This window comes from Aliiroseovarius subalbicans, assembly GCF_022678625.1.
Taxonomy (GTDB): Bacteria; Pseudomonadota; Alphaproteobacteria; order Rhodobacterales; family Rhodobacteraceae; genus Aliiroseovarius_A; species Aliiroseovarius_A subalbicans.
The window spans coordinates 33994-50472 of the sequence record NZ_JALBYQ010000002.1 but is presented as its reverse complement, the minus strand read 5'-3'; the positions used below and the strand labels follow the sequence as shown (position 1 = coordinate 50472).

Genomic DNA, 16479 nt, shown 5'->3' with positions numbered 1-16479 from the left:
CCCTGCGCCCATGTTTGACGTGCGCCCGGTAGGATATGTCATCGGTCTTCTGATCGCCGCTCTGGGCGCGACCATGCTCGTGCCCATGACGATCGACTTGTTGTTCGGAAGCCCCGATTGGGCGGTTTTCCTGCAAAGCGCCGTGATCACCATGATGGTCGGCAGTTCGATGGCGATTGCCAGCGCGAATGGCGTCGGCAAAGGGTTGTCGATCCAGCAAACTTTTGTTCTGACAACCGGCGTCTGGGTGGCGCTGCCTGTCTTCGGGGCCCTGCCATTCATGCTGGGCGAGGTCGACGCACGCCCGGTCGATGCCTTTTTCGAGGCGATGTCAGGCCTGACGACAACGGGCGCCACGGTCCTGTCGGGCCTGGAGGACCTCCCCGAAGGTCTGTTGTTCTGGCGCGGGTTGTTGCAATGGTTCGGCGGGGTCGGCATCATTGTTGTTGCCATGGTGTTCCTGCCTGAGCTTCGGATCGGCGGCATGCAGATCTTCCGCTCGGAAGGCTTTGATACCTTTGGTAAAATACTGCCCCGCGCCACTGAAATCTCGTCCCGCATTTCGGTCATCTACTTTTCCCTGACCGTACTTTGCGGGCTGACATATTACGCCCTGGGCATGTCGCCCTTCGATGCCGCGACACACGCGATGACGACGATCGCCACCGGCGGCTATGCGAATTACGACACAAGTTTTGGCGCGTTCGGCCCCGGAGTGGAATACGGTGCCGTGGTCTTCATGATGCTCGCGGCCTTGCCGTTCGTGCGCTATGTGCAGATGGTGTCGGGCTCGGCGCGCCCTCTGTTGTCCGACCCGCAGGTGCGCGGTTTTTTCACCACCGCCGCCGTGCTGGTCGTGGTCATGGCCGCCTGGCAGTGGAGCTTTGACGCCTCATCGCCGGAAACCTCGTTTCGCAAGGTGCTGTTCAATGTCACCTCGATCCTGACCGGCACCGGATATGCCAGCGAGGACTACATGAACTGGGGGTCTTTCCCAGTCGTGCTGTTCTTCTTCATCGGCCTGATCGGTGGCTGCGCGGGCTCGACGTCCTGTTCGATCAAGATCTTCCGCTACCAACTTCTGTTTGCCTCGATCCGGGCGCAGATACAGTCGATCCATTCCCCGCATGGAATTTTCACCCCGCGATACCAAGGCCGCCGGGTAAGCGAGGATGTGTTGTCCTCGGTCATGGGGTTCTTTGTCCTGTTTGTCGTCTCTCTGGGGGTGATTTCGGTGGTGTTGGGTATGACGGGGCTGGATGTGACCACCTCCGTGTCTGGCGCTGCGGCGGCACTGGCCAATATCGGGCCCGGCCTGGGGTCGGAAATCGGGCCGGCCGGGAATTACGCAGGTTTAAATGACACCGCGAAATGGGTGCTGGCGGGGGCGATGCTGATCGGGCGGCTGGAACTCCTGGTCGTCTATGTCTTGTTCACACTGAAGTTTTGGAGAGGCTGATGGCCATGCAACAGAAACCAACGCAGAAACCGTTGGGCGCGCAGATTTCACATATGCTGAAGGCGCGCGGGGTCGACACGATCTTCGGGATTCCCGGTGTGCACAATATCGAAATGTATCGCGGCATCGAAGAGGCCGGGATCACCCATGTTCTGGCCCGCCACGAACAGGGTGCCGGCTTCATGGCTGACGGATATGCCCGCGCCACCGGACGGCCCGGCGTGACTTATGTTATCACTGGGCCGGGGCTGTTGAACGCCCTGACGCCGCTGGGTCAGGCTTGGTCGGACAGCGTGCCGGTCCTGGCGATCTCTTCGTGTTTGGATGAGGTCGCCGCGCGCAAGGGGCAACTGCACCAGATGCGCGACCAGGAAGGTGCGGCGGCGACCGTCTGCGATTGGTCCGAAACCGCAACGTCGCCCGAGGCCGCCTTTGTCCTTGTGGACAGGGCGTTTTCCGAGTTCGCCAGCGAACGACCGCGGCCCAAGCACATGCAGGTACCGATCGCCCTTTTGGGTGCCCGCGCGGATGCTGCCCCCGAGGCCGCGATGCTGCCGACACCACCCGTGGCCCGGGCTGAAGACGTGGCAGCAGCGGCGGAATGGCTGCTCGGCGCGCGGCGCCCGTTGTTCATCTTTGGCGGCGGGGCTATTGAGGGATCGGATGCGGCGCGCGCGCTGGCCGCAGCCACCGGAGCGGCAAGTTTCTGTTCTTTTGCGGGGCGCGGCGTAATTGCGGGGGATGACCCGCTGCACTTTGGCGCCTACCTGTCGCGCCCCGGCTCGGCCGAGCTGATCGCCCGCGCGGACCTGGTCATAGCGGTGGGCACGGAGTTGGCCGAGGTTGACCTGTGGCGCGATACGCTGGGCCATGACGCCCCACTGATCCGTGTCGATATCGACGCGGCGACCCTGAACGCCACCGCGCAGGCCGATCTGGCCATCCAGGGCGACGCCGCCGCGTTTCTGAGCGACCTTCTGGCTCTGGTCGAACCGCATGCCACGCCTGGGAAATGGGACCGCGACATCATTGCCAGCGCGCGCGTGCGGTTCCGGGCTGAAGTGGACGCCGCACGCCCTGGAATTGCGCCGATCTGCGACGCCCTGGCCGCCGCGATGCCGGCGGATCTGATGGTCTATTCCGACATGACCCAGTTCGCCTATGTCGCCAAGGAAATCTGGCCGATGGCCCGACCGGGTCACTGGCACCACCCGTTTGGGTTTGGCACGCTGGGCTATGCCCTACCGGCGGCGATCGGCGGCAAGGTCGGGCGGCCGGATCTTCCGATCCTGACCATCGCGGGCGACTATGGGTTCCAATACACGCTGCAGGAGCTGGGCGTGGCGGTTGAGCTGGGCCTGCCGATGCCGATCCTTCTGTGGGACAACGCCAAGCTGAAAGAGATCGAGGATGCGATGGTGGCAAGCCAGATCGCCCCCAACGCGGTTGTGGCCCGCAACCCGGATTTTGTCGCGCTGGGCAAGGCCTATGGCACGATGGCGGTGAAGCCGGACACGGTGGAGGCGCTTATCGCCGCGGTGTTGGCGGGGTTCGAGGCGGACGGCCCGACCCTGATCCACGTCACCCCCGACATTCTGGGCTGAGCGCCAGGCCCGGCGCAGCTCCCACCCTTGTAAGCGTGCGTCCGGTGTGGGCCGCGTGGCATCCCACCCCGCTGCGCCGGGCAAAAAAAAGCGCGAGGTTTTGCCCCGCGCTTTTTTCCTTTTATCGGTCTTGGGTTTGACCCCGTCAGTTCCAGCAGCTGACCAAAACGGTCATATCCGCGGCCATCACGCTCATGTCGACCGGATCCATGTTGGCCAACGCGTCGGTGGCTTGCACGGTGATCCCGTTTTCAGCCAGGAACATGGCCAAGGCACCCGCGTCGGCGGCAAAGCTGACATCGGCGGGCAGTTGCGCCCCGCTGTTGTCGCGCGGTAGCAGCATGCCGATCACTGCACCGCCACCGTCCAGCACCGGGCCACCTGCATCGCCCGCCTGTGCCGCCAGCGCCAGGCGCGACAGATCCTGTTCGCCTTTCAACCCCTTAAGGTCCGCCAGGGTGCCGAAGGTCAGGGTCGGTGCGCTCAATCGGCCTTCGTAGGAATAACCGGCCACGGCCACATCGGATTTCAACCGCGGTTCCGAGGTCAAAAGAGCGGCCACCGCGATCGGGGCGAGGCTTTCGGTCGGCTTCAGCAGGGCCAGCCCGAGCGCTGTGTCCAACGCTGCGACCGAGACCTCATATGTGTCATTGATTGTGACACGCTCACAGCTGGCGACCGCTTCGGTGGTGGTCAGGATCGCACCGCTGCCGTCCACATAGAAGCCCGAGCGCGCCATGTCAGCGCGGCGGATTTCCAGGCCTGACAGCAGGTCCAGGCTTTGCGTTGCCGCGTCCAGCCCGGCGTTGTCTGCCAGCGCCACATCGCCCAGTGACGCAAAGCTGTTTTGCATCGCCGCAAGTGCCAAGCCACGGCGCTTTTCATCGCCATTGGGCCAGATCAGCGTGAAGCCCTTCACCGCGCCATCCACCAGCTTGGCATGGGTGTAGGAGGTGATTTTGTCGTCGGTGCCGGTCAAAGTGAATTCACGCTCCTTGCGTGTCCGGTCACCTTCCAGCGGCACGATTTCCAGCGATTGCAGGATGTCGTAGAGCCCGAATAAGGTCGACTGGTCGCCCGTCTGGCTGATCAGCACCACGCGCACACCGCTGTCATTTTTGGTGTCGTAGTGGGCAAACGGTGCCTCGTATCGCGAAAACCCGACCATACCAGAAGGCATTTCCACCACGATGCCCGCGTCGTGGTCCTGGATCGTCTGCATGCCCAGGCTGTCGATCACTGCCTGATAGCTTGCCAGAAGTTCACCGCGCTGCTTGGTGGTCAGAACGCCTGTCACCTCGTGCCCCATCGCGGCCTGATAATCGCTCATGGCGCGGCGCGTGCCGGGGCCGAAGGCGCCGTCGATCCCGGACGTGTAAAAGCCGTCCCATTTCAGTGCGACCTGAAGCGCCTCGCGGCCGGGGCGGTCGATCAACCGCTCCGAGGCCAGCGCCTCGCGCCTGGTCTCATCGGCGGGCGGCGGCGGGGTGACCTCGACAGTGGCTGCGGTGGTGTTTGCGGATGGCGCCGCAATCGGGGCCGCCCCCAGCGCGTTTGCGCCAACGGGCCAGAATTGCTGCCGATACTGGTTGGTGAAAGCCAGAAAGCTGTCGCCGGGAATGGCGCCCTGCCGGCGTAGATCGGCCAGACGCGCCACCGCGTCGCCGCGACTGTAGGGTCCAAGCGCGATCGCGTACCAGCCCGAGGCCATGCGAAACCCGTTCACGTCGGCCAATCGCCCGGCATAGGACTGCGCCGATCTCTGTGCTTCCTGAAGCGTCGGGTTCGCCTCGATCTGGACCCAGGCGGTCTGTGCCGAGGCGACCGCGCCCCACATCGTAACAAGCGCGACAAAAAGCGCGGAAAATAGTTGCTTCATAACCCCTCATGGCCCTGTTCGGGCTCTTTCACATGTAATCCGTTCCGATCAGATACACACCATCACGGGGGGGCAGGTCAATAACGCAGCCGCACCGATTGACCCTTTGTGACCCAAAGCCTATTGAGGGCGCGAGTTTCTACGAGGGTGCCATGGCCACGACCGACACGCTACCGACAAGTTTCCAGGAGATCATCCTGCGGCTTCAGTCATACTGGGCCGGGCAGGGCTGCGCCATGCTGCAGCCTTATGACATGGAAGTGGGCGCAGGCACCTTCCACCCGGCCACCACGTTGCGCGCGCTGGGGTCGAAGGCCTGGGCTGCGGCCTATGTGCAGCCGTCACGCCGCCCGACCGATGGCCGCTACGGCGAAAACCCGAACCGGTTGCAGCATTACTATCAGTATCAGGTGTTGATCAAACCCAGCCCGCCCGATTTGCAGGCGCTGTATCTGGGGTCGCTGGAAGCGATCGGCATCGACATGGATCTGCATGACATCCGCTTTGTCGAGGATGACTGGGAAAGCCCGACGCTGGGCGCCTGGGGCCTGGGCTGGGAGGTCTGGTGCGACGGCATGGAAGTCAGCCAGTTCACCTATTTCCAACAGGTCGGTGGACATGATTGCACCCCGGTGTCCGGCGAGCTGACCTATGGTCTGGAACGTCTGGCGATGTATGTGCTGGGCGTCGATCACGTAATGGATATGCCTTTCAACGCCCCCGATGCGCCGATCCCGCTGTCCTATGGTGACGTGTTCAAACAAACCGAGGAAGAATACGCGCGCTGGAATTTCGACGTGGCCAACACCGACGTGCTGCTGCGCCATTTCGAAGAGGCCGAGGCGGAATGCGCCCTGATCCTGGCCCAGGACCACGTGGACCCGAAAACCGGCAAGCGCATCGTCATGGCCCACCCGGCCTATGACCAATGCATCAAGGCCTCGCATATCTTCAACCTTCTGGACGCGCGCGGCGTGATCTCGGTCACGGAACGTCAGGCCTATATCGGCCGGGTGCGCACGCTGGCCAAGGCCTGTGCCGATGCGTTCGTTCTGACAGACGCTGGCGGGAACGCGGCGTGAGCGGTAAAATCGTAGGGATCGTCATCGTGCTGATTGGACTCATCTCGGGCATCGCAATCTATTGGTTGCAGCTTTTTGCCTTCTATGACCCGGTGCCGGTGGGCGAGGTCATGCGCATGACGAATGTCGTGACGGGCGAGGCCGAGGAGATCCTCGCCGACGATTTCGAAGGCATCGACGCCGACAGCTCCCCCCTGCGGTTTCGCGGCTGTTTCACCACGACGATGAGCCAGGCGATGCTGACCGAGACCTTTGAGACCTATGAAGAGGCCACGCCCCTGACCGCGCCGGGTTGGTTCGATTGCTTCGACGCGGTGGAAATCGGTGAAGCGCTGGAAACCGGCGAGGCGATCGCCTTTCTGGGCGAGCGCGAAATTCAAGATGGGGTGGACCGCATCATTGCCGTCTTTCCCGATGGCCGGGCCTTTGCTTGGCACCAGCTGAACGAAAAATACAGCGAGTAAAGCCCATGCCTGATCTGCTGATCGAACTCTTTTCAGAAGAAATTCCCGCCCGGATGCAGGCGCGCGCCGCCTCGGACCTGAAAAAGCTGGTGACAGATGGCATGGTTGAGGCCGGCCTGACCTATGCCGACGCTGCCGCTTTCGCGACCCCGCGCCGCCTGGTCCTAGCGGTCGAGGGTGTGCTGGCGCAGTCGCCAGACACGCGCGAGGAACGCAAAGGCCCGAAAGTGGGTGCGCCGGAGCGGGCGATCGAAGGCTTCCTGCGTGGTGCCGGGTTGACGATGGATCAACTTGAGGAACGCGACACGCCCAAGGGGGCTGTTTATTTCGCCACGATCGAGAAGGCCGGCCGCCCGGCCGCCGAGATCATCGCCGAGGTTCTGGACAAGACGATCCGCAATTTCCCCTGGCCCAAGTCGATGCGCTGGGGCGCGGGCTCCTTGCGCTGGGTGCGCCCGCTGCATTCGATCCTGTGCATCCTGTCGGATGAGGCTGGCGCCCAGATCGTGCCGCTGGACGTCGACGGCATCGTCTCTGGCGACACCACGCGAGGCCACCGCTTTATGGCGCCCAATGCCTTCGCGGTGACGGGGTTCGAAGACTACAGCGCCAAGTTGAAGAAGGCCCACGTGATCCTGGACCCGGCCGAACGTGCCGACCACATCTGGGTTGAGGCGCACAACATGGGCTTTGCCCAGGGGCTTGAGGTTGTCGAGGACAAGGGCCTTCTGGCCGAGGTCGCCGGGCTGGTCGAATGGCCCGTCGTGCTGATGGGTGACATCGCCGAGGATTTCATCGACCTGCCGCCCGAGGTGCTTCAAACCTCGATGAAAGAACATCAGAAGTTCTTTTCAGTGCGGAACCCGAAAACCGGCCGGATCGAGAAATTCGTTACCGTCGCCAACCGCGAAACCGCTGACAATGGCGCGACGATCCTTGCGGGCAACCAGAAGGTGCTGGCTGCCCGTCTGGCGGATGCAAAATTCTTCTGGGAAAACGACCTGCGCACGGTGAAATCCGTGGGGCTGGCTGGCATGGGCAAAGCGCTGGAGAACGTGACTTTCCACCGCGAACTGGGCAGCCAGGCCGAACGCATCGCACGGATCGAAAAGCTGGCGGGCGAAGTGGCGCCGCTGGTTGGGGCGAAACCCGACTTGGCGCAGGACGCCGCGCGGGTGGCCAAGGCCGACCTGTCGTCGGAAATGGTCTATGAATTCCCGGAACTGCAGGGTGTGATGGGACGCTACTATGCGTTGGCCGCCGACCTGCCTGAAGCCGTCGCAAACGCTTGTGAGGCGCATTATTCGCCGCTGGGCCCGTCCGACGACGTGCCAACCGAACCGGTGTCGGTCGCGGTGGCCTTTGCCGACAAGTTGGACACGTTGACCGGGTTTTGGGCGATCGACGAAAAGCCCACGGGATCTAAAGATCCCTATGCGCTGCGCCGCGCCGCGTTGGGGGTGATCCGCATCATCCTGACCAACGATCTGCGCCTGCGCCTGGACCGGTTCATCGACAGCCAGCTGCTGAAACATGAAATCGCGCAAAATGCCGATGGCGCCGAGGCGGCGGAACTGGCCGCGCTGGAAAACACGCTGGACGAGATCGCCGATCACGGCGTGTTCGGCGCGGCCTTCCGCGCGGTTCTGGACAAGCTTGGGCAAGACGTTCCCGAGGACGGGCTTCTGGCCCGGATCGAGGCGAAAATGCCCGATGTGTCGGTAGATCTTCTGGGCTTCTTCCACGACCGCCTGAAGGTCCACCTGCGCGAAGAAGGCATTCGTCACGACGTGATCGACGCCTGTTTGCACATGCCGATGAACGACGACCTGACGCTTCTGGTGAAACGCGCCGAGGCGCTGTCGGTGTTTTTGAAGACCGATGACGGGGAAAACCTGCTTCAAGGCTACAAGCGCGCCAACAACATTCTGTCGCAGGCCGAGGCGAAGGACGGTGTCGAGTATTCCTATGGCGCGGACGTGAAGTTTGCCGAGGACGACAGCGAGAAGGCGCTTTTTGCCGCGCTGGACGACGCGCAGGCGGCAATTGCCCCCGCGATGGAGGGCGAAGACTTCGCCGCGGCGATGACTGCGATGGCGGGCTTGCGCGCGCCGATCGATGCGTTCTTCGAGGCGGTGCAGATCAACACCGACAACCAGATCGTGCGACGCAATCGCCTGAACCTGCTGGCGCGGATCCGCGACATTTGTCATGGCGTCGCTGACCTGACCCGCATCGAGGGCTGACAGGGGGGCGTGCCTTTTCCAGACGCCGCCCACCCACCCACCCCGTCGCCCGGAAAAGGCACGCGAATACCTGCGGGAACACCCTGTTTTTTTGTGCCCCTTGTGTGAGCGCAAACCTGCGCTATGGTGAGGCTCGAATAGGAGCGCTGCAGTGCAGAAACTTGACGACATCACCGGTTTCACCGAAATCACGCCGACCGCGGCGATCGAGGCGGCGCGTCATGGCGGTCGGGCCAAGTGCCTGCAGCGCCTGATCCGGCTTGAGATGCCGGTGCCGCGCACCGTGGCGTTGGATTTCGACGCGGTGCATGGGGTGTCGGCAGGTGAAATGCCAGACTTGGCTGCGATGCTGGCCTTGTTCGGGCCGGATCCTCTGGTGTCGGTGCGCCCGTCGTCGGAAGACCCTGACTGGGGCGGTCCCGGCGCAATTCTGAACATCGGCATGAACGACGCGGTGCATGCCAAGCTGGTCGACAGCCACGGTGACGCGGCGGCCAATGCGCTTTATCTGCGGTTCATTCAATCCTATGCGGTGCATGTGGCCCGGTTGGACCCGGATGAGTTCGAGGCCCCTTCGGCCCCGACCGCCGCGGCGGTGAAGGCCGCGCTGGACCATTATGAAGAAGAGACCGACAGCTATTTCCCGCAAGACCCCGAAGTGCAGTTGGCGGAAATCCTGCGCTCGATGGCGCGGGCCTGGGAGGGCACCACCGCGCGACTGTTGCGCGAAGCCAAGGGCGCACCGGCGGATGCGGGGCTTGGCCTCGTGGTGCAGAAAATGGCACTGGGCGTGGGCAAGGGCCTGTGCGGCTCGGGCGTGATTCAGTTCGTGAACGCCCAGACGGGTCACCGCGAAGTGCGCGGGCGCTATCTGTGCAAAAGCCAGGGGCGCGACGCGCTGACCGAGGCCGGGGATCGCGACGTCATGTATCTGACCCGCGATGATCGCGGTCGGTCGATCGAGGATGTGCTGCCGCAGAATTTCGCTGACCTGAAACGCTATGGCGACCTTTGCCGCACCCGGTTGCGCGAAGAGATGCAGATCGAGTTCACCATCGAGAATGAAGAGCTGTTCATTCTGGACGCCGTGCGGGTGCATCGCAGTGAACGGGCCAATGTGCGCATTGCCGTCACCCTTGCGAGCGACGGTATCATTTCGCGTCAGGAAGCGGTGTTGCGGATCCCGCCGCGCGCCCTGACCGAACTGTTGCATAGCCACGTTGACCCCGACGGTGCGCGTGACGCGTTTGCCCACGGGATCGCTGCCAGCCCCGGGGCTGCCACCGGCAAGATCGTGTTCAACGCCCGTGCGGCCCAGGCGTTGGCAGCGCAGGACGAAGACTGCATTCTGGTGCGCCGGGAAACCAGCCCCGAAGACATTCGCGGCATGCATGCGGCAAAGGGCATTCTGACCATACGGGGCGGCATCACCAGCCACGCGGCGGTTATCGCGCGCGGGCTTGGCCTTCCCTGTGTCGTGGGCGCCAGCGACATGGCGCTGGACAAGAAGAAACGCCGCCTGATCGCCGCAGATGGTCGGGTGTTTAACGAAGGCGATGTGATCTCGGTGGATGGCACCTCGGGCCAGGCGATGGCCGGCGCGGTTGAGTTGCTGCCGCCAGAGCTAGGCGAAAGCTTTCAGACACTGATGACCTGGGCCGACGAGTTTCGCGATATCGGCATCCGGGCCAATGCCGACACGCCCCCCGACGCGCGCAAGGCAGTGATGTTTGCCGCTGAAGGCATCGGCCTATGTCGCACTGAACACATGTTCATCGACGATGACCGTCTGCTGGCAATGCGTGAGATGATCTTTGCCGACAGCCCGGAAGACCGGCGCGCCGCACTTGACCGTCTTTTGCCCATGCAGCGTGACGATTTCACTGAGCTGTTCCAGATCATGCAGGGCAAACCGGTCTGCATCCGCCTGTTCGACCCGCCCTTGCATGAATTCCTGCCGCACGGGCGCGAGGGCATGCGCGAATTGGCCGAGGCACTGGACCTGCCGCTGTCGGATGTTGAACGGCGCGTGGCGGGCCTGCGCGAATTCAACCCGATGCTGGGTATGCGCGGTGTGCGTCTGGGCCTGACCGTGCCGGAGATCTATGACATGCAGGCGCGCGCCATCTTTGAGGCGACGATCGAGGCGTCGAAATCCGGTGAACCGGTCGAACCCGAAATCATGATCCCTTTGGTCTCGGCTCGCCGTGAGGTCGAGATCGTGAAAGCCCGGGTCGACGCCGTCGCCGCCGCTGTGCGCATCGAGACCGAGGCCGACTTTGCCTATCGTCTGGGCGTCATGGTCGAAACCCCGCGCGCCGCGTTGGTGGCGGGCGACATCGCGCACCACGCGGCCTTCATGTCTTTCGGCACCAACGACCTGACGCAGATGACCTATGGTCTCAGCCGCGACGATGCCGGGCGCTTCATGGGCGACTACGTCAAACAAGGAGTTTATGAGGAAGACCCGTTTCACATGCTGGACACCGAAGGGGTGGGCGAGTTGTTGCAACTGGGCGCCACGCGTGGGCGCGCGGTGAACCCGGACGTGACGCTGTCGATCTGTGGTGAACATGGCGGCAACCCCGAATCTATCCGATTCTGTCGCGACACCGGGTTCGACTATGTGTCCTGTTCCCCGTTCCGCGTACCTGTGGCTCGGCTTGCTGCAGCCCATCTGGCGATCGGGGAATCCATATCGGAAGCCTCGGAAAAGGCTACATAAATCTCTAGGTTTTAGCCTGATGCATAGCGGACATGCGTGGTATCACAGGTCGTCAAGGTGGACGAGAACACATTTTTGCCCTATTTCCCCGGCCTGTTGGCGCGCGTTTTGGCGTCAGCAAGGGATAAAAATGGGTAACGACAATGCTGCGCAAGATGATTTCGGCCGCTGTTCTTGGCTTTTTCGCAACCGGTTCTGCTTTCGCGGAAACCGGCACAGATGCCGCCCTTGCGGGTGTTCTGGCACATGAGCAATCGTCCATCGCGGACCTTTCATCCGACCGGGTGGCCCGGCTCGGCGATACCTCTGCCGCTTCGAAACTGGCGCCGGGCACCATGTATTCCAAGGCGTGGCTGAGTGCACAACCCAAAGCCACCGGGGGCGCTGATTGGCAATGCCTGACTCAGGCGCTGTATTTCGAAGCCCGCGGCGAAACCCTGAAAGGGCAGTTCGCGGTGGCCGAGGTCATCCTGAACCGCGTGGACAGCGCGCAATACCCAAATTCGATTTGCGGCGTGGTCAACCAGGGCACCGGGCGCAAGTTTCAGTGTCAGTTCACCTTCACCTGCGACGGCAATCCCGAAACGGTGAACGAACCCGCCGCCTATGTGCATGTCGGCAAGGTTGCTCGCACCATGATCGACGGCGCGCCGCGTGTGCTGACTGAAGGCGCCACGCATTATCACACCACGGCGGTGAACCCGTCCTGGGCGCGTCGCTTCGTACAGACCGCGCGCATCGGTGTGCACAAGTTCTATCGCGTGCCCGTGCGGGTTTCCTCGAACTGAAACCCGTCGTTTCACGCGACCGCTCTGCCGCATTCCACTGGCCTTTGCCCCCCGTTTCGGGGCAAATTGCGCGCGACCCTGCCGGAGAGCGATATGAGCACCGAAACCCGCCTGGCCTTTGACCACCCCGACGCCCGCGCCGCCGCCACACCGCCCGGTGACACCCCGCCGGACCGGATTTCCTTGCGCGACCACGTGGTTGCGGTAGAGATCGGCGCTTTCCAATCCGAGCGTGGCGCGACGCAGCGCCTGTCTTTCAATATCGTGGTCGAGGTCGCCCCGCACGACGGTGCTGCCAGCGACGATGTGGATACGATCCTGTCCTATGACACGATTACCGAGGCGATTGCCGACGAACTGGCGGCCGAGCGGCTGAACCTGCTCGAAACCCTGGCCGAGCGGATTGCCGAGCGCATCCTGACCGAACCCCAGCCCTTGCGCGTCTTCGTGCGGATCGAAAAGCTTGACCGCGGCCCAGGTGCCTTGGGGGTCGAAATCGTGCGTGCCCGGGTCGAAAACGCGCCGTCTGATGCCGAAGATCTGGCCCCGCGTCCGCGCATCCTGCATTTGGGAAATGACGTGATCGACAGTCCTGAGCTGGCCTCGTTTCTGGACCGTCTCCAGGATGGTGGTCCGGTCATTTTGTGCGTAGACATCGGTGAAACGCCGCCCCCGGTCGCGCCCAGGGACGCGGCACAGCGGCGCATTGACCTGCTGGCCATCGAACAGAATGCCTGGCGCCTGGCTGGGCGCGACGAACGCTGCGTCGTGGTCGGCACTCGGACCGAGCTGGATTGGGGTCTGAAACATGGCCAGATCAGCGTGTGGGCTCCGTCCAAACTTGTGCTGGACGCGGTTGAGGGGCCGACCGGCCCGGTTGATCCGCGCGCCTTGTCGCGCTGGTTCGCAGAGGGGCTGGACGCGCAAGAGCTAACTATCCTGGGTGCCGATGACATGGGGCAGGGCTGATGCGGGTCTATCACCACGCGATTCCGTCCCAGAACGGCGCGCACCCCCTTGGCGGAAGTCGGGTGTTTCGGTTTCACGATGTGCAAGCAAGGCGGCGGGACGGCGCGGTGGATACGCTGGCCGATGCGGACACCCTGGCCCGTTTGAGCGCCCCGCGCCGCGACATAAGCGGCCTGACCCTGGACGTGCCACGCGTGATGGGCATCCTGAACGTGACGCCGGACAGTTTTTCAGACGGTGGCGACAACACCGACCTGACGACTGCCGTGGACCGTGCCCGCGCGATGGCCAAGGACGCCGACATTCTGGACATCGGCGGTGAAAGCACCCGGCCCGGTGCGGCCGAGGTTGGGATCGACGAAGAAATCCGTCGGACCGCTCCGGTCATCGCCGCTATTCGCTCAGCTGGCATCCAGACACCTATCTCAATCGACACCCGCAAAGCCCGCGTTGCCGAGGCCGCACTGAAGGCAGGTGCAAACATCGTCAACGACGTCTCGGCGCTGACATTTGACCCGAATATGGCGGCACTTGTGGCGGAGCGCGACGTGGCCGTTTGCCTGATGCATGCGCAGGGCGACCCTGAGATGATGCAAGCCGACCCGCGCTATGACAACGTCCTGCTCGACGTGTTCGATTGGTTGGAGCGGCGGATTGTTGCCGCCGAAGCTGCCGGGATTGCGCGCGACCGCATTATTGTTGATCCGGGCATCGGTTTCGGTAAGACCTTGCAACATAATTTGAGCCTTCTGCGCGGGCTGAGCCTGTATCATGACTTGGGCCTGCCGATCCTGCTGGGCGCGTCCCGCAAGCGCTTCATCGGCACGATCGACGAGGCGGATGAGGCAAAGGACAGGATGGCAGGCTCGGTCGCGGTGGCGCTGCATGCGGCGGCGCAGGGAGCGCAGATTCTGCGCGTGCACGACACGTATGAGACCAGACAGGCGCTGCGACTGCAGCTGGCATTGAGTGAGGTGGATTGAGACATGGACAAGCTGTTCGGAACCGATGGTGTTCGGGGTCTTGCAAACACCTGGCCCATGACCGCGGAGATGGCTCTGCGCCTTGGTGCCGCTGCCGGGCGGCATTTTCGTCGCGACGGGTTGAATGGCCACCGTGTGGTGATCGGTAAGGACACCCGCCTATCCGGCTATATGCTGGAAAACGCGCTGGTGGCAGGATTGACCTCGACCGGGATGAACGTGCTGTTGATGGGGCCGGTGCCGACGCCTGCGGTGGGGCGGTTCACCCATTCGATGCGTGCCGATCTGGGCATCATGATCTCGGCCTCGCACAACCCGTTCCATGACAACGGGATCAAGTTCTTCGGCCCGGACGGCTTTAAGCTGTCGGATGAGGACGAGGCGCAGATCGAGGCATTGGTTGCCTCGGGCGTCGAGCCTGTCCAGGCCCAGAACATCGGTCGCGCCCGCCGAGTAGACGAAAGCCGTCTGCGTTATGTCGAATACCTCAAGACGACCTTTCCCGAGGGCAAGCGCCTGAACGGCATCAAGGTCGTGGTCGATTGCGCCAATGGCGCCGCCTATCGCGCAGCGCCTGAGGTGCTTTGGGAACTCGGCGCGGACGTGGTGCCGGTGGGCGTCACCCCGGACGGAACCAACATCAACAAGGGCTGCGGCTCGACCGACACCGCCTTGGCCGCGCGCACCGTGGTGGAAACCGGCGCCGATCTGGGCATCTGCCTGGACGGCGATGCCGACCGGGTGATGATCATCGACGAAACTGGCCGGGTGGCGGATGGCGATCAGATCATGGGCCTATTTGCAAAACACTGGGCCGACGAAGGGCGCCTGACCGGCAACGCGCTGGTGGCCACCGTGATGTCCAACCTGGGATTGGAGCGGTTTCTGGGCGGGCACGGCATCGACCTTCTGCGCACCAAGGTCGGCGATCGTCACGTGGTCGAGGCAATGCGCAAGCATGGCCACAACCTGGGAGGTGAACAATCGGGCCATATCGTGATGACCGACTATGCCACCACCGGCGACGGGTTGTTGGCGGGCCTTCATTTCCTGGCAGAAATGGTTTTGACGGGCAAACCGGCCTCGCAACTGACACAAGTGTTTGAAACGGTGCCCCAGCTGTTGAAAAACGTGCGGTTCTCCACGGGGCAAGCCCCGCTTGAGGTTGCAAATGTGAAAGACGCGATCAAGGCGGGTGAGGCGGATCTGGACGGTAAGGGCCGGCTTTTGATCCGCAAATCGGGCACCGAGCCGCTGATCCGCGTGATGGCAGAATGTGAGGACGACGGGCTGCTCAGCCGTGTCGTCGACGATATCGTGGCGGCGGTCGAGGACGCGACCTAGGGCCGCCGTCGCACCGCGCGCGCCCGGCTGATGGCCAGTCCGGCCAGGATCAACCCCAGCGCATACAGGAACGAAGCCGGCAGGCGTTCGGACAGCAACATCACGCCAAACAGCACGCTCCAAAGCGGCACGAGGTAGTTCACGATGCTCAGAAAACTGGGGCCGGCGGAGCGTATCACCTGAACCAGCAGGATCGTGGCCAGGGCCGTGGGAAACAGCCCCAGATAGGTCACGGCCCACAGGGCGGGGGCGTTGGGCAGGGTCGGTAGGCCCTCGACGGCCAAAGCAACCGGCGCGATCAGCAGGCTGGCCACCAAAAGCGCGCCTGCGGAAAAGCTGATCAGGTCCGTCTTGGGGCTGAGCCGGGTGATGATCGACCCGATCGCATAGCACGCGGCCGCCCCCACACAGGCCAGCCGTGCCCAACCTTCGGTCTCGGCGCCCGAACTGGCCCAGGCACCCGGACCGATCAGGATGGCAACGCCGATAAACCCGACCGCAAAGCCGGCGGCCTTGCGCGGCGTCAGGTGTTCGTCGGGCACGAAAACATGCGCCAGGGGCAGAACCAGAAGCGGCACGACCGCCATGGTGATGCCCGCGAACCCGCTGGACACATGTTGCTGCCCCCAACTGAGCAGGAAAAACGGCACCGCGTTGGAAAACAGCCCCATCCCGGCGACGTGCAGCCACAGGCGCCGGTTGGAAAACGCAGGCAGCCCCACGCCCATGATCTGCGCCAGCACGACCAGTACCAGCGCCCCCATGACGATGCGAATGGCCGCCACCGTCAAAGGGCCAAACCCGGTCAGCGCAAGCGTCACACCCATGAAACTTGCGCCCCAAATCAGGGAAAGCAGCACAAGAAAGATCCAGTTGCGGGTCATGTCGGTATCCTGAAGGTCAACGCGGCCAAGGCTGCGATTGGGTCGGTAAAAA

General features: G+C 63.3%; 12 protein-coding genes. 10 read left to right on the top strand and 2 right to left on the bottom strand.

Features of this window, described 5'->3' with window-relative positions; all coding sequences use genetic code 11:
* Positions 1-10 precede the first annotated feature (10 nt).
* Together MN188_RS08010 and MN188_RS08005 are read left to right on the top strand one after the other, a co-directional pair.
* Complete coding sequence (locus MN188_RS08010) at positions 11-1459, top strand: TrkH family potassium uptake protein (RefSeq protein ID WP_242107598.1); 1449 nt, start codon at positions 11-13, stop codon at positions 1457-1459.
* Positions 1459-3063, top strand: a complete 1605-nt coding sequence (locus MN188_RS08005; RefSeq protein ID WP_242107596.1) for a 5-guanidino-2-oxopentanoate decarboxylase — start codon at positions 1459-1461, stop codon at positions 3061-3063. The genes MN188_RS08010 and MN188_RS08005 overlap by 1 nt, the downstream gene beginning before the upstream one ends.
* A 145-nt stretch (positions 3064-3208) precedes the next feature.
* Here the strand turns inward: MN188_RS08005 and MN188_RS08000 are convergent, their stop codons facing one another.
* Positions 3209-4942: a serine protease gene (locus MN188_RS08000; protein WP_242107594.1), complete on the bottom strand. Its 1734-nt coding sequence runs from the start codon at positions 4940-4942 to the stop codon at positions 3209-3211.
* Between the two features lie 152 nt (positions 4943-5094).
* Between MN188_RS08000 and MN188_RS07995 the strand changes: the two genes are divergently transcribed.
* The 8 genes from MN188_RS07995 (at position 5095) to glmM (ending at position 15543) form a co-directional block, all read left to right on the top strand.
* A complete protein-coding gene (locus MN188_RS07995; protein WP_242107584.1) occupies positions 5095-6024 on the top strand; it encodes a glycine--tRNA ligase subunit alpha in 930 nt (309 codons plus the stop codon).
* Entirely contained in the window at positions 6021-6488 is a 468-nt protein-coding gene (locus tag MN188_RS07990; protein ID WP_242107582.1) for a DUF6446 family protein, read from the top strand. Before MN188_RS07995 ends, MN188_RS07990 begins: the two co-directional genes overlap by 4 nt.
* Before the next feature lie 5 nt (positions 6489-6493).
* Entirely contained in the window at positions 6494-8734 is a 2241-nt protein-coding gene (gene glyS, locus MN188_RS07985; protein ID WP_242107580.1) for a glycine--tRNA ligase subunit beta, read from the top strand.
* Positions 8735-8885: 151 nt separating this feature from the next.
* Positions 8886-11459: a putative PEP-binding protein gene (locus MN188_RS07980; protein ID WP_242107579.1), complete on the top strand. Its 2574-nt coding sequence runs from the start codon at positions 8886-8888 to the stop codon at positions 11457-11459.
* A gap of 143 nt (positions 11460-11602) precedes the next feature.
* A complete protein-coding gene (locus MN188_RS07975; protein ID WP_242107577.1) occupies positions 11603-12247 on the top strand; it encodes a cell wall hydrolase in 645 nt (214 codons plus the stop codon).
* Positions 12248-12340: 93 nt separating this feature from the next.
* The gene (locus tag MN188_RS07970) at positions 12341-13216 is read left to right on the top strand and encodes a dihydroneopterin aldolase (RefSeq protein WP_242107575.1); all 876 of its coding nucleotides are present in this window, start codon (positions 12341-12343) and stop codon (positions 13214-13216) included.
* On the top strand, positions 13216-14199 hold the full coding sequence (folP, locus tag MN188_RS07965; protein ID WP_242107573.1) for a dihydropteroate synthase: 984 nt from the start codon (positions 13216-13218) through the stop codon (positions 14197-14199). Before MN188_RS07970 ends, folP begins: the two co-directional genes overlap by 1 nt.
* A 3-nt stretch (positions 14200-14202) precedes the next feature.
* On the top strand, positions 14203-15543 hold the full coding sequence (gene glmM / locus MN188_RS07960) for a phosphoglucosamine mutase (RefSeq protein ID WP_242107571.1): 1341 nt from the start codon (positions 14203-14205) through the stop codon (positions 15541-15543).
* On the opposite strand, the gene MN188_RS07955 is transcribed toward glmM, so the two are convergent.
* The gene (locus MN188_RS07955; RefSeq protein WP_242107569.1) at positions 15540-16427 is read right to left on the bottom strand and encodes a DMT family transporter; all 888 of its coding nucleotides are present in this window, start codon (positions 16425-16427) and stop codon (positions 15540-15542) included. The genes glmM and MN188_RS07955 overlap by 4 nt on opposite strands.
* Positions 16428-16479: the final 52 nt, after the last annotated feature.